The following is a 13,310-nucleotide window of genomic DNA, read 5'->3' as shown; positions in this document are numbered from 1 at the left end:
CGAGAAACTCGGGCTTTTGCGCTCACTCAACTCTCAACATCATCATATTTTATGAATGTTCAGGCAGTTGTTGCACATCTACTTCATTCAAAAGTTGTTGATTTTCCTCACTCAGTTCACGCTGTTTTTTGGTCGCCAAGAAATACACATAACCCACTATCAAAAACCCGACAAAAATCGCGCCAATTGTCCCGTTGTAGTAGAACATCGCTACAAAACACACCACTGCAATGACTAAAGCAATCCCTGGAATAATTGGATAACCGGGTGCCATAAATGAACGGTTCAAGTTCGGTTCAGAACGGCGAAGCTTGAACAAGCTGAGCATACTCATGATGTACATCAGCAATGCACCGAAACATGCCATAGTGACAATCGCAGCCGTTAAGCTCATGCCTTGAATATTGATGATGTTATCACTAAAGATTGCCGCGATTCCGACCACACCACCCGCAATAATCGCACGATGCGGTGTATTGAATCGAGAAAGTTTTGCCAAGCTTTTTGGTAAAAACCCTGCACGACCCAAGGCAAAGATTTGACGTGAATATCCTAAAATAATGCCGTGGAAACTTGCCACCAAACCAAACAGACCAATCCACACCAACATATGCATCCAAGATGAATTGTTGCCAACAACTGCTTTCATGGCTTGTGGTAATGGATCATTAATATTCGACAATTTGCTCCAGTCACCTACACCGCCTGCAAAAACCATCACCAAGAAAGCCAAAACCACCAGTGTCAAAATACCTGTGATATAGGCACGTGGAATGGTGCGTTTCGGATCTTTGGCTTCTTCGGCGGCCATCGCTGCGCCTTCAATTGCCAAGAAAAACCAGATCGCAAATGGAATGGCTGCAAAAATACCTGACATTGCAGTCCCGCTAAAATGATTTGAACCTGCCCAACCATTCAGCACAAAATTTGAAAAACTAAAGCCTGGTTGTACTACCCCAATAAACACCAGTAGCTCAATCACCGCTAAAATAGTCACGATGAGTTCAAAAGTTGCAGCGATCTGGACACCGACTATGTTAAGCCCCATAAAGACAACATAGGCACCAAGTGCAATCATTTTGGGATTAATATCTGGAAATTGCACATTGAGATAGGCCCCAATGGCCATCGCAATTGCTGGTGGTGCAAAGACAAATTCGATTAATGTGGCAATTCCTGCAAGGAATCCCCCTGTTTCGCCAAAGGCTTTGCGACTATAAGCAAAAGGCCCGCCTGCATGTGGAATCGCAGTGGTTAACTCAGTAAAACTAAAAATAAAACAGGTATACATGGTCGCAACGATGAGCGTTGTGACTAAAAAGCCCAGTGTACCCGCGACTCCCCAACCGTAACTCCAGCCGAAATACTCGCCTGAAATCACGAGTCCAACGGCAATCCCCCACAAATGAAAGGTTCCTAGTGTCGGTTTTAGCTGATGACTCATTGCAGCACTCCTCTCAACAGAAGAATAGAAATTGTTTGATGCAACACCCCTGTTGCACGTCCTTGTCTAGATAATGCGTCGAGCAACAATCAGAAAACTTGACTTTAAATGACGAGTTTTATCGGTTTATTGTCAAGTCGACAAAAATCAATCTCGCATACGCTGTATACAAATCATGGAAATCTTCCCATGCCCAAATCAACGCGACATGGTGAACAGACGAGGTCAGCACGGTATGAATCACGTAGAACAAAACGAATATTTAGATGCAAATACGCTCCTAACGCTTGCTGAACAAGCAATTTTGCAATATCCAAAAGCCTACCAAGGACAGGTCAAACTGCTTTGCCAATCTGAAAATGCGACTTTTTTAGTGCGTACTGATAAAGCCCGCTATGCTTTACGCATTCATCGCCCGAACTATCACAGCAAACAAGATATTGAGAGTGAGTTACACTGGCTTGATGCACTCACTGAAAGCGGAATTGCTGTACCTCAAGCCATTTTGAATGAGCAAGGCGAACGCGTGCTGACACTGGCGTTAAGCGATGGCACAACCCGTTATGCTGCCCTGTTTAACTGGGTTGAAGGCGACATGCCAACCACAGAAGTCGATCCGACTGCATTTCAGCAACTTGGACAAATCACGGCGAAACTGCACCGCCACAGCAAAACTTGGCAAATGCCTGACAGTTTTCAACGCATTATCTGGAATCACGACACCATGCTCGGTGCAGAAGGTCACTGGGGCGACTGGCGTAATGCACCGTATTTGAAAAAGTCCGATCATGAAATTATTGAAGAAGCGGTGGCGCGTATTGGCAGTGACTTGGCTACATTTGGGCAATCTGCCGATCGTTATGGTCTGATTCATGCCGACTTACGCCTGACCAATCTACTGCTACAAAATGACCGTATTGGCGTGATTGATTTTGATGACTGTGGCATGAGCTGGTTTATGCACGACTTGGCAGCGGCGATTAGTTTTAATGAACATCATGCTGCTGCACCAGAATGGGTAGATAACTGGATTGAAGGTTATGAGCGTGAAGCCCATATCAGCAATGAAGAATATGCACTGATTCCAACGTTTATTATGCAACGACGTATTCAAATGATGGCGTGGGTTGGCTCACATGCGCAAACCGAAATGGCGCTCAGTTTAGGCACTGATTGGGCAGATCACACGGTTCGCCTTTGCAAAAAATATATGAATCATCAACAACTGCCTGTTGGTGCTGCATAAATCTTGTTGAATGAAACTTCTACCATCAAGCCTTTATTTTTCCTTGTGGGAGAAATGTAAAGCAGGTGTCAACAAGGATGAAAGAAGTCTGTTATATTTTCATATTGAATATTTAATCACCACGGACAGGTGATTCCCCTTTTAAGCAAATGCATACCACTGCCATTTCAGGATTCCTCAGTTGGTATGCATTTTGCTTAATCTAATGAATATGTGATATATGGAGATTTCATATGATTCAGATGCGTCACATCGCCAGTTCTTCGCAACTTTTTCAGTCTAATATGGGTAATCAAGGCGTGTTGTCGGCTGCGGCATCAGGTCTGAGCGACTTTATTGTGCAAAAAGGTGCCGATGTCGACCGTGTCTTTGGTATCAGTGGAATCAATCCTGAGTTACTCTCAAGCCCGACATTAAGCTTGCAACTTCCTAATTATTGTAAAGTTTTAGAACAAGCCGCACACATCTCAGGCTGTGACAACTTTGGCTTGCACTATGGGCAACAGTTTCAACCCAAAGAACTGGGTTTAATTGGCTATATCGGTTTGTGCTCTGCCACCCTCGAAACTGCACTCCGCAATATGGTGAGCTATTTTCACCTGCATCAGAAAGATACCTTAACCCGCCTAGTCGAACAGCAAGATTGCTGGCGACTAGACTATCAAGTCCAACATGGTGCAATTTTAACGCGCCGCCAAGATGCTGAATTGACCATTGGCATGTTTATGAATGTGATTCGTGGTGTATTGGGTTCACATTATTCACCCCGTGAAATTCACTTTGAGCATACCCGCCCAGAATACTGGCAAGAACACAGCAAGTTGTTTAATTCAGCCGTGTATTTTGATCAGCCATTTAACTCGATTGTAATTCCCAAAAAAGATTTAATGCGCGATATGCCAAGTAGCGACCCACTGCTACTGACCATGATGCAAGATACCTTGCAACTCCTCAACCAGTCCAATACCACACAAGGTTTAAGCGATCAGGTTCGTTCACAGATTCAACTGGCACTGAGCGAAGGTGAACCCAATTTGGAACATATTGCGGATGATTTGGGGATGTCGAGTTGTTCCCTGACCCGCCGCTTGAAGTCCGAAGGCATGACCTTCACATCACTGGTCGATGGTGTACGCTGTGAGCTTGCTGAACATTATATGAAACAGAAAAATATCCCGATTTCTGAAATGGCATTTTTACTGGGTTATTCAGAAGTCAGTGCCTTTTCACGTGCCTTTAAACGCTGGTTTGGGATTAACCCAAGACAGTGGCGTAATTAATGTTAGACTTCAAAATACGATCTTAAAACCCTTGCATCTATGCAATTTTCTCTTGCCTATTTACAACCCATCGACATCTATCTGCACATTCCACTGCACGATTTCACAGCGTATGGTTCACTCAGCGATCTGGATATTTTCTGGGATGAATAGCTTGCTGAAGCGTTGAAAGCATCTTTACATCAGCAGAATTTTCAAATTTTGGCACAATCTGTCGATATTCAACCATCTCCTGAACGATTTATTGCCTATTTCAAAGTCGTGCACGCTCAACTTGAAGTCGACTTATCTGTGATCACAACGACTTTGCAGCAGCATGCACCTTTACTCCATTATCAAATGCACTACTGCTGCCCGACTTGATCGAAAGCTTAAAAGCCTTCTAAAACAATTTTGCCTTTTACAACACCTTGTTCAAGCAAGGCATGGACTTGTTTCAAATTTTTTGCATTAATCTTACCAAAGACTTCGGTCAATGTAGTACTGATTTTGCCTGCATCGACCAATGCCGCCACCTCATTCAGCAGTTCGGATTGCTTGCCAATATCAGCCGTTTGAAAAGTCGAACGGGTAAACATCGACTCCCAATGAATCGATACTGATTTGCGCTTAAATGGCATGATATTTAAATGTTCAGGGTCATCAATCAGACCAAAACGTCCTTGTGGCGCAATCAGTTCCGCAATTTGTGCCACATAATCATGGCTATGCTGAATCGAAAATACAAAACTAGGTGCTGCAAGCCCAAGTGCTTCAAACTGTGGCTGTAAGGGTTGATGATGATTCAGCACTGCATCTGCACCGAGCTGTTTGACCCATGCTTGAGTTTCAGGGCGAGAGGCTGTAGCAATAATTTGTAAATCAGTTTTGGCTTTCAGCAATTGCAAAGTGACTGAACCAACCCCACCCGCTGCCCCAATAATCAGAATACTCGGTGCAGCACCAGCTACAAGTTCTTGAACCCGTAAACGGTCAAACAGCATTTCCCATGCAGTAATCGCGGTGAGTGGTAAGGCAGCCGCTTCGACAAACGATAAAGATTGCGGTTTATGCCCGACAATTCGCTCATCGACCACATGGTATTCGGCATTGGTGCCTGCACGGGTAATATCACCTGCGTACCAAACTTCATCGCCCACCTTAAAATTACCCACTTTATCTCCAACAGCGACCACCGTACCTGTTGCATCCCAACCGAGTACTTTCCATTGCCCTGCTTCGGCAGACAGATTACGGCGCACTTTGGTATCGACAGGATTCACCGAAATTGCTGCAACTTTGACGAGCAGGTCATAGCCTTGAGCTTCAGGGATCGGAAGTTCAACATCGACCAAGGCATCGGCACGATCAATTGCCCCTTGTTGCTGATACGCGACTGCTTTCATTTTTTGATCTCCACTTGCGAAAGACTACAGCATACCCTAAGCTCAATTTTTGGTTATACAGACAAATTTCATACATAGTGTCAAAAAGGATACTGTCATGAGCAAGGTAAAACATTCTCGATTTAATTGTAGTCCAGGCTGTTCGGTAGAAGCGGCGATTGGGTTGTTAGATGGTAAATGGAAATGTATCGTGCTGTGGAATCTACTGATGCATGATGTTTTACGTTTTAATGAGTTAAAGAAACGCATTCCGAATGTCACCCAACGTATGCTGACCAATCAACTACGTGAACTTGAAGAAGATGGCTTAATTATTCGTACAGTTTATCCGCAAGTTCCACCCAAAGTGGAATATCAACTTTCGGAACTGGGCAAAAGCCTTGAACCGATTTTGATTGCGCTGAAACAGTGGGGCGACACCCATATCGGTTTATATGGTAAACCGCATCCGCAAGATATGATTGATGAAAATGTCGAACTAGAAACATCCTAAACTTCTCTCACCGAGCCTTTTATTTTTCTTGCACTGTACATCCTTCTCGCTTTGGGAGAAGGCTAGGATGAAGGAAACCGAATAAAAAAGCCCCATCTGCTGATCGGGCTTTTTTGCAATGAGATGCTTTAAAGTTTAGCCTTTGAGTTTGGTAATCGCTTGATCCAGCGCATTCACCAACCAGTCAATGTCATGTGCTTGGAATGCTAGTGGTGGGCGAAGTTTCAAGACATTGCCATAAGGGCCTGCCACTGAAGTCAATACACGATGCGTATTACGCAATTCTTCAATCAAATCGAGTGCTAACGCTTTATCAGGCGTTTTACTGTCACGGTCTTTGACCAATTCAAAACCGATAAACAGACCTGCACCGCGCACATCACCCACGCATTCGTGTTTATCCATCAGTTTTGCCAGTTCAGCCTGTAACAATGCACCGACTTTCTTACTATGCGCTTGCAATTCTTCTTCCTGAATCACTTTCAATACTGCTTGTGCCGCAGCCATCGACACAGGATTTCCCCCAAAGGTATTGAAATATGGAATCTGGTCGCTAAATGCAGCCAAAACATCACCTTTTGCCAATAAACCAGACACTGGAATACCATTGCCCATAGGTTTTCCTGTAGTAATTACATCAGGAACAATCCCGTGACGCGCAAAGCCCCAGAACGCATCGCCTGTACGGGCAAAGCCAGGTTGTACTTCATCGGCAATAAAAATCCCGCCATTGGCATGCACGACATCAACTGCTTTTTTCAAGAAACCGACTGGGTTTGGCATTACACCATCTGATGAGAAAATCGAATCTGCAAGGAAGCCCGCGAATTTAATGCCATGGGCTTTCATATCATCAATTTGTTGTTGGATTTGAGCAGCAAACCAGTCGCCTAAATCTTCAGTTTGAATACGGTAATAATCAGGTGCAGGCACTAAACGCGTGGTTGCATCCAAAGCTTGACCTGTACCTAGCGCAGGTGAACAGCCAGACGTTAAACTGCTGGTGCCGTGATAGGCTTCTTGCGACACAATAATCCCTGTACCACCGCTATATTCACGCGCAATACGAATCGCCAAGTCATTGGCTTCTGAACCTGTACACATATACATGGCACGATCGACTTCACTTGGCACTGTTTTGAGCAACTCTTCAGTGTAATCCAGAATATTTTCATGCAAATAACGAGTATGGGTATTGAGCATTTTCATTTGCGCATTGACTGCTTCGATCACCGCAGGGTGACAGTGCCCAATGCTCGCCACGTTGTTATACACATCCAGATACTGGTTGCCCGCAGCATCCCACAAATACTGCCCTTCACCTCGAACCAAATGCACAGGGTTACGGTAAAACAGCCGATATGAATCACCCAGAATCTTGCTGCGTTTATCCGTGAGTTTACGAGTTTCTGTATCGAGAGCATCCGCATGTTCAGCACGGAAGCTGTTGGTGTCCATAATGGTTGAGCGTGTATTCATGGGTATTCTCCTAAAACAAGCCTCATGCTGACCGAGGTTAATTTTTCTGCATGTTTTGATCATAATCGGCTTCTTTTAAAAATGCAATAAAATACACAAATACTTTTTTATACATATTTTCGACTCGATTTTCTCCTCAATACTCAGTAAGATGAGCACTAGAAAAACCATGATTGAGAATAGGCATGTTGCAGCAAGAACGCTTACACCGCATTCAGGCGCTACTGAAAAAAATACAACGCATCAGCACCGAACGTGTGATGCAAGAGCTGGATATTTCTCGGGAAACTGCACGGCGTGACATTATTGAACTGGAAGCGTTGGGCGTTGCCAAACGTGTACATGGCGGAATTGTGACAGTGGATAGTGTTGCCGTTGAAGCACCACTCAATGTGCGCCATACTCAAATGGCAAAAGAAAAACGCGCCATTGCTCGAGCTGCACTGCAACATTTACACACAGGGCAAACCATCTTTTTAGATGCAGGTAGCACCACTTCAATTTTGGCGGAAGAATTACGAACGCTGTCAGGACTGACCATCATCACCAACAGTCTACAAGCCGTTTTCAATCTCACCATTGGTTATGAACATGAAACGCCCCCCCATGAAATTATTTTACTGGGTGGACGGGTACAGCAGCGCCCACAAACCCAAGGCGATTTGGTGATTTCTGAGATTTATCGTTATCAAGCCGATGTGGCTTTACTCTCACCTGTTGGAATTGATCCGCAACACGGCGCAAGCAGTTTTTATAGTGAAGAAGCCAATATTGCTCAAGCCATGGTCAAGCAAGCGAAGCAAACCTTTATTTTGGCAGATCAGAGTAAACTCGGGATTGTCAGTCGTGTACGCTATGCACAAAGCCATGAGGTTTCGATGCTGATTAGCAATCAGGAAGCCAAATCAGAAATTGATCTTGCTATTTACCAACAACATTTTCAGCATGTGATTTTGGCTTAATGATTGGAAAACAAAACTTTTTTAGCATAAAAACGTTTCTTTTCCACATACATCTGATCATCAGCACGCTTAAGCACATCTTCAAGGCTTTCATACGGTTCACTGGTGGCTGTACCAATCGCGACACTGATCGGTAGACCCGCATGATATTGATTATCCAAATGAAAAAGTTCTTTTAGCGTAATAATCAGTTTTACAGTCGTGCTTTGATCAGCATGCGGTAAAAGTACAATAAACTCATCTCCACCAATGCGTGAACCTGAATATGGTGGGTTTACAACCTGCTTCACGATCTCACCTGTGCGACGTAAAACATCATCTCCAGCATCGTGCCCGAACTCATCATTAACACCTTTTAGTGCATTTAGATCGAGATAAATCATTGAAACAGGAAATATTTTTTGACGAGCAAGTCGCTTAAGTTCTTCATGAAAAAATGCTCGATTGTAAAGTTTAGTCAGCACATCATGTTTGCCCAAATACTCCAAATATGACTCGGCTTTTTTACGTGCGGTAATATCAGTCATCGCCAGTTGCACCATCGACCAGTCATGTTCATAACTTGGAAAAATCGAAAATTGCAGTAACACATGCCGCTCTGAACCATCGAGTGCGTAGTTCACCACTTCACGTTGATGGAACAGATTTCCTTCCCAAAGTTCCATCAGTTGCTCACGAAATGAATTGAGCATTTCTGGGCCACCTAACACTTTGTCGATATTTTCCAGTAAAGCATGGCGATTAGGCGCAAGAAATAAGTCCAATGTTTTCTGGTTAACGTCAAGCACCCGAATACTGGCAATACTGTCCCGAATAAATTCAGGATGTACATCTAAAAAGGTACGCAGGTCTTCAATACCTATCTTTCGTAAATGATCCAACTTATGTTTGATTTCACTGAAGTCCTCAACCCACAACGCTGCTGGTGAATAGATAAATCGCCCTTCTGCCAAAGCACGATTTTTAAATTCTTGCCGACGAGCATTTTGATAAGCAGTGATGTCTTCCGTCGTCACCAAAATACGGCTTAAATCATGCTCAGCATCAGGTAAAATTTGCCCACGGAGTTGAATATCAATCCGCTTTCCTGTAATGGAATAATTCACCTGTTCACTGGCAAATTGTAATTCCCCATTCCACACTGCAACCAGTCCATCAATTTGTAGGTTATACATTTCATCACGAAAGATATCGGGCAAATGTGCAATTAAATGTGCTAAATCTCGTGCCTCAAATAAAGTCAGCGTTGCCTGATTAACATCTAAAATTCGGATTTTTTCCACACATTGCCGTACATGCTGTAAATCTTCTGATAAGAATTCACGCAAATCGGTGATGCCTTGTGCTCGCCACTGTTCAAACAAATGCCCAATTTCGCTCCAGTCCTCAATCCACAACGCAATCGGAGCAAGCTGGAAGATATGAAATGAATGGGTGGCATCAAGTTGTGGCATGGTTTGTCCTTATTCTTATAAATGTGAAATGTGTAGGGTTATTCTTTGTAATATCATATTCACAAGGTCAAGAAAAATCAAAACTTAGGTTTAAATGTAAAAATTATTCAAAAAAAAATCACGCAGGAGCGTGATTTATAAAATGGTGGCTATGACGAGACTTGAACTTGTGACCCCCGCATTATGAGTGCGGTGCTCTAACCAACTGAGCTACATAGCCGAAAACTGTGCGCGCATTATCTTTACTTTTTGTAACAGCGTCAAGCTTTTTTTCAAAAAATTTGGAGAAGTGAGCCTGTAAGCCGGGTTCTGTCGAGGACGATCATTCCTCTAGGCGTACAATCACTCATACGCTCAAGCGACCTACCCGAATCCAGTACGGGCCGTACCTCAGGATTCCTATTTGGTCTTGCTTCTGGTGGGGTTTACCATGCCGTGAACTGTTACCAGACACGCGGTGCGCTCTTACCGCACCCTTTCACCCTTACCAAATCCTACAAAATGGAGGAATTGGCGGTCTACTCTCTGCTGCACTTTCCGTCGGCTCGCGCCGCCCAGGCGTTACCTGGCACCCTGCCCTTTGAAGCCCGGACTTTCCTCTCCTGCTTCAGTCACGAAGACCTCCACAGCAGCGACCGTCCAGCTCACTTCGGCGCGTATAGTAGCAAATCTTATTCAGAATTGCTTGCGTTTTTTTGAGCAGTTAGTCGTTCATACTTTTCCATGAGCTGTTCTTGCGTTTCTGCATGATTCGGATCGAGTGGAATACAGTCGACTGGGCAGAACAGCTGACACTGTGGCTTGTCATGATGTCCCACGCACTCAGTGCATAAATCGGGGTTGATCTCATAAATCAGCTCCCCAAAGTAAATTGCTTCATTGGGGCAGACTGGTTCACAAACATCACAGTTAATACATTCTTCGGTAATATATAAAGACACTTTACCAACCTTGCTGATGTTTACGCTGAAAGGCTTCAGCGACATGCTGAGGAACAAATTTTGAAACATCCCCTTTTAAGCGGGCTATTTCACGTACCATCGTCGATGAAATAAATGAATATTGCTCTGCTGGCGTCAAAAACACGGTTTCAAAACTTGCATCTAAGGTACGGTTCATATTGGCAAGCTGAAACTCATATTCAAAGTCTGAGACTGCACGTAAACCACGCAACACGGCTGTGGCTTTTTGCTCATTAAAAAAATTGACCAATAAGCCATCAAAGCCCATAAATTCAACGTTATCCAGATGACTCAATGACTGCTTCGCCAAATCAACACGTTCTTCAAGAGAGAAAACGGGGTTTTTGTGATGCCCGACAGCGATGGCAACCACCACCTCATCAAACATTTTGGCTGCACGCACAACCAAATCAATATGACCTTTGGTAATCGGATCGAACGTCCCTGGGTAAATGATGCGTGATTTCGACATCCTCATCTTCTCTAGTTTCCGCTTAGGTGTTGCTATTCTAGCAAAAAGTTGTTTTTTAGCGAAGGAATGCTTTGTTTTCTGTAGAAAAGCTTCACCTTGCGAAAACTTTACGGCACAATAGACGCAGTTTTGGAATGATTTAATTATGACGAAAGCAACTGTAGTCAAGAAAAATAATGGCGGAACCATTGCTCAAAATAAGCGTGCCCGCCATGATTATTTTATCGAAGAAAAATTTGAAGCAGGTATGTCCCTACAAGGTTGGGAAGTCAAATCTCTGCGCGCTGGACGGATGAGTCTGGTCGAAAGTTATATTATTTTTAAAAATGGCGAAGCGTTTTTATTTGGCGCACAAATTCAGCCATTACTCTCGGCTTCTACACATGTCGTACCTGAAGCGACTCGTACTCGCAAGCTGTTATTGTCACGCCGTGAACTAGAAAAGTTAACAGGTGCAGTCAACCAAAAAGGTTATTCTTGTGTCCCTTTAGCCTGTTACTGGAAAGGTCATTTAGCTAAACTGGAAATTGCACTGGTAAAAGGTAAACAACTTCATGACAAGCGTGCCAGTGAAAAAGATCGTGACTGGCAACGTGACAAGGCGCGTATTTTCCACCGCTAAATCACAACGAATGTTGATTAAAGCGAGATTTGATATCTCGCTTTTTTATGCTTGTTATTTAGATCCATCATCAAAACTTTAGCTCAATTTCTGGATTATTTAGCATTTTTCATGCAAACACGCGCTCAAATCCATAAAGAGATTTTTATATAAAAATATAAATATCAAATATTTAACAATTTAAATTCCATAAATTTAGTTTTTCCAGATTTTTATGCAGTTTTTCGCATAAGGTTTGCAAGAAGCCTTATTTCTCAAGCTGTTCTTTTCTGATTAGGGTGTGGCTATGTCATTGAGGGGCTTGCCATGTCTACGCTAAATCAGACCAATATTCATATTATTCAAAACGATCAAGAAGCGATTAATGCGGCTTATCAAGTCGCCGATTTCGCCTTAGAGCAAAGAGATCTTCGTGACCAACAACGAATTTTACCCACCGATGTGATTCAAAAACTCACCCAAAAAGGTTTAACAGGCATTCGGATTCCAAAACAGTATGGCGGTGCTTTTGTATCCAATAAAACACTGAGCCACGTGTTTCGAATTTTGGCAAAAGCCGATGCCAATGTGGGTCAGATTCCACAAAACCAGTTTGGTGTGCTGAATTTAATTGAACTCTTAGGCAGTGAACAGCAAAAAACTTGGGTGTATCAACAGATTTTAGCAGGTCGTTTTTTGGCGAATGCAGGCCCTGAGCGCCAAAGCAAAGACACCAAGACTTTGCATACCACGCTGAGTCTGATCAATGATCAATATTTTCTAACAGGCGAAAAATTCTATTCAACAGGCAGCAGTTTTGCAGACTTACTGGCAGTCAAAGCCTTACATCCTGAAGGTCATGTGGTGCTGGTCTTGGTCGAACGTGAGCAAGATGGTGTTGAGGTGATTGATGACTGGAACGGTTTTGGGCAACGAACTACATCGAGCGGCACGGTCAGACTGCATCAGGTACAGGTCAATCCTGAATTGATTTTTGATGAACGTAAACTCGGCGAAACAGCCAATTATCGTGGTGCGTATTCACAACTACTACAAGTGGCAATTGATGTCGGGATTGCCGAAGCCGCTTTGCAAGATACGCTCAGTTCAGTTCGTAAAGCCCGTCCGATTGTGGATGCTCAAGTGGAACGCGCCAATCAGGAATTATTTACCTTACAGGAAATTGGCAAACTGGACATTTTACTCAATGCCAGTGTGCTGTTGCTCAATGACGCAGCCGAATTTCTTGATGAACTCGATCAACTGCCGAGCATTACTGAAGCACAAGCAGCGCAAGCGTCTATTGCAGTTGCCGAAGCCAAAATTTATGCCCATCGTGCCGCGCTCACCATTTCAGAAAAACTGTTTGAACTCGGTGGTAGCCGTTCGTCTTTAAGCCAATTCAACCTCGACCAACACTGGCGCAATGCTCGGGTACACACCCTGCATGACCCTGTGCGCTGGAAATATCATGCCTTGGGCAATTATTACTTAAACGGCGTTTTCCCTGCACGCCACGCATGGATTTAAGG

The 13,310-nt window shown here is 43.7% G+C and carries 13 protein-coding genes, 1 tRNA gene and 1 other RNA gene; 7 read left to right on the top strand and 8 right to left on the bottom strand.

Features of this window, described 5'->3' with window-relative positions; genetic code table 11:
* Nucleotides 1-49 precede the first annotated feature (49 nt).
* Nucleotides 50-1,444, bottom strand: a complete 1,395-nt coding sequence (gene eat / locus LVY74_RS12800) for an ethanolamine permease (RefSeq protein ID WP_237815381.1) — start codon at nucleotides 1,442-1,444, stop codon at nucleotides 50-52.
* A 235-nt stretch (nucleotides 1,445-1,679) separates the two neighbouring features.
* Between eat and LVY74_RS12795 the strand changes: the two genes are divergently transcribed.
* The 3 genes from LVY74_RS12795 (at nucleotide 1,680) to LVY74_RS12785 (ending at nucleotide 4,333) form a co-directional block, all read left to right on the top strand.
* Nucleotides 1,680-2,690, top strand: a complete 1,011-nt coding sequence (locus tag LVY74_RS12795; RefSeq protein WP_237815380.1) for a phosphotransferase enzyme family protein — start codon at nucleotides 1,680-1,682, stop codon at nucleotides 2,688-2,690.
* Nucleotides 2,691-2,932: 242 nt separating this feature from the next.
* Nucleotides 2,933-3,970 carry an AraC-like transcriptional regulator QhpR gene (qhpR, locus tag LVY74_RS12790; RefSeq protein ID WP_111894895.1) on the top strand — a complete coding sequence of 346 codons (1,038 nt, stop codon included), beginning with the start codon at nucleotides 2,933-2,935 and terminating at the stop codon, nucleotides 3,968-3,970.
* Nucleotides 3,971-4,135: 165 nt separating this feature from the next.
* Entirely contained in the window at nucleotides 4,136-4,333 is a 198-nt protein-coding gene (locus tag LVY74_RS12785) for a hypothetical protein (protein WP_237815379.1), read from the top strand.
* Between the two features lie 8 nt (nucleotides 4,334-4,341).
* Here LVY74_RS12785 and LVY74_RS12780 read toward each other — a convergent pair whose 3' ends face one another.
* Nucleotides 4,342-5,355, bottom strand: a complete 1,014-nt coding sequence (locus tag LVY74_RS12780; RefSeq protein ID WP_237815378.1) for a zinc-binding alcohol dehydrogenase family protein — start codon at nucleotides 5,353-5,355, stop codon at nucleotides 4,342-4,344.
* Nucleotides 5,356-5,452: 97 nt separating this feature from the next.
* Between LVY74_RS12780 and LVY74_RS12775 the strand changes: the two genes are divergently transcribed.
* Nucleotides 5,453-5,848: a winged helix-turn-helix transcriptional regulator gene (locus tag LVY74_RS12775; protein WP_237815377.1), complete on the top strand. Its 396-nt coding sequence runs from the start codon at nucleotides 5,453-5,455 to the stop codon at nucleotides 5,846-5,848.
* Between the two features lie 135 nt (nucleotides 5,849-5,983).
* Here LVY74_RS12775 and LVY74_RS12770 read toward each other — a convergent pair whose 3' ends face one another.
* Nucleotides 5,984-7,327 carry an aspartate aminotransferase family protein gene (locus LVY74_RS12770; RefSeq protein ID WP_151709041.1) on the bottom strand — a complete coding sequence of 448 codons (1,344 nt, stop codon included), beginning with the start codon at nucleotides 7,325-7,327 and terminating at the stop codon, nucleotides 5,984-5,986.
* A 185-nt stretch (nucleotides 7,328-7,512) separates the two neighbouring features.
* Between LVY74_RS12770 and LVY74_RS12765 the strand changes: the two genes are divergently transcribed.
* Nucleotides 7,513-8,289, top strand: a complete 777-nt coding sequence (locus LVY74_RS12765) for a DeoR/GlpR family DNA-binding transcription regulator (RefSeq protein WP_237815376.1) — start codon at nucleotides 7,513-7,515, stop codon at nucleotides 8,287-8,289.
* On the opposite strand, the gene LVY74_RS12760 is transcribed toward LVY74_RS12765, so the two are convergent.
* The 5 genes from LVY74_RS12760 to coaD form a co-directional block, all read right to left on the bottom strand.
* The gene (locus tag LVY74_RS12760; RefSeq protein ID WP_237815375.1) at nucleotides 8,286-9,743 is read right to left on the bottom strand and encodes a sensor domain-containing diguanylate cyclase; all 1,458 of its coding nucleotides are present in this window, start codon (nucleotides 9,741-9,743) and stop codon (nucleotides 8,286-8,288) included. The genes LVY74_RS12765 and LVY74_RS12760 overlap by 4 nt on opposite strands.
* A gap of 143 nt (nucleotides 9,744-9,886) precedes the next feature.
* Nucleotides 9,887-9,963, bottom strand: a tRNA-Met gene (locus LVY74_RS12755).
* A 62-nt stretch (nucleotides 9,964-10,025) separates the two neighbouring features.
* Nucleotides 10,026-10,394: RNase P RNA component class A (gene rnpB / locus LVY74_RS12750), an RNA gene on the bottom strand.
* A 20-nt stretch (nucleotides 10,395-10,414) separates the two neighbouring features.
* The gene (locus LVY74_RS12745; RefSeq protein WP_111894702.1) at nucleotides 10,415-10,684 is read right to left on the bottom strand and encodes a YfhL family 4Fe-4S dicluster ferredoxin; all 270 of its coding nucleotides are present in this window, start codon (nucleotides 10,682-10,684) and stop codon (nucleotides 10,415-10,417) included.
* A gap of 1 nt (nucleotide 10,685) precedes the next feature.
* The gene (coaD, locus tag LVY74_RS12740) at nucleotides 10,686-11,177 is read right to left on the bottom strand and encodes a pantetheine-phosphate adenylyltransferase (RefSeq protein WP_237815374.1); all 492 of its coding nucleotides are present in this window, start codon (nucleotides 11,175-11,177) and stop codon (nucleotides 10,686-10,688) included.
* Between the two features lie 145 nt (nucleotides 11,178-11,322).
* On the opposite strand from coaD, the gene smpB reads away from it, so the two are divergent.
* Both smpB and LVY74_RS12730 read left to right on the top strand, forming a co-directional pair.
* Nucleotides 11,323-11,799 (top strand): SsrA-binding protein SmpB, encoded by a 477-nt coding sequence (smpB, locus tag LVY74_RS12735; RefSeq protein ID WP_111894706.1) that lies wholly within the window; start codon nucleotides 11,323-11,325, stop codon nucleotides 11,797-11,799.
* Nucleotides 11,800-12,105: 306 nt separating this feature from the next.
* Entirely contained in the window at nucleotides 12,106-13,308 is a 1,203-nt protein-coding gene (locus LVY74_RS12730) for an SfnB family sulfur acquisition oxidoreductase (protein WP_237815373.1), read from the top strand.
* The last annotated feature ends 2 nt before the right edge of the window (nucleotides 13,309-13,310 follow it).

It is taken from the genome of Acinetobacter sp. ME22, assembly GCF_022012315.1.
In the GTDB taxonomy this organism is placed as follows: Bacteria; Pseudomonadota; Gammaproteobacteria; order Pseudomonadales; family Moraxellaceae; genus Acinetobacter; species Acinetobacter brisouii_A.
The sequence above is the reverse complement of the archived record's forward strand: the minus strand, read 5'-3'. Positions and strand labels throughout refer to the sequence as shown.

Bases quoted from the DNA above. Each gene is read 5' to 3' on its own strand.
- LVY74_RS12730 (WP_237815373.1), top strand. From the start codon at position 12,106: ATGTCTACGCTAAATCAGACCAATATTCATATTATTCAAAACGATCAA.
- LVY74_RS12780 (WP_237815378.1), bottom strand. From the start codon at position 5,355: ATGAAAGCAGTCGCGTATCAGCAACAAGGGGCAATTGATCGTGCCGAT.
- coaD (WP_237815374.1), bottom strand. From the start codon at position 11,177: ATGTCGAAATCACGCATCATTTACCCAGGGACGTTCGATCCGATTACC.
- LVY74_RS12795 (WP_237815380.1), top strand. From the start codon at position 1,680: ATGAATCACGTAGAACAAAACGAATATTTAGATGCAAATACGCTCCTA.
- eat (WP_237815381.1), bottom strand. From the start codon at position 1,444: ATGAGTCATCAGCTAAAACCGACACTAGGAACCTTTCATTTGTGGGGG.
- LVY74_RS12770 (WP_151709041.1), bottom strand. From the start codon at position 7,327: ATGAATACACGCTCAACCATTATGGACACCAACAGCTTCCGTGCTGAA.
- qhpR (WP_111894895.1), top strand. From the start codon at position 2,933: ATGCGTCACATCGCCAGTTCTTCGCAACTTTTTCAGTCTAATATGGGT.
- LVY74_RS12775 (WP_237815377.1), top strand. From the start codon at position 5,453: ATGAGCAAGGTAAAACATTCTCGATTTAATTGTAGTCCAGGCTGTTCG.
- smpB (WP_111894706.1), top strand. From the start codon at position 11,323: ATGACGAAAGCAACTGTAGTCAAGAAAAATAATGGCGGAACCATTGCT.
- LVY74_RS12760 (WP_237815375.1), bottom strand. From the start codon at position 9,743: ATGCCACAACTTGATGCCACCCATTCATTTCATATCTTCCAGCTTGCT.
- LVY74_RS12765 (WP_237815376.1), top strand. From the start codon at position 7,513: ATGTTGCAGCAAGAACGCTTACACCGCATTCAGGCGCTACTGAAAAAA.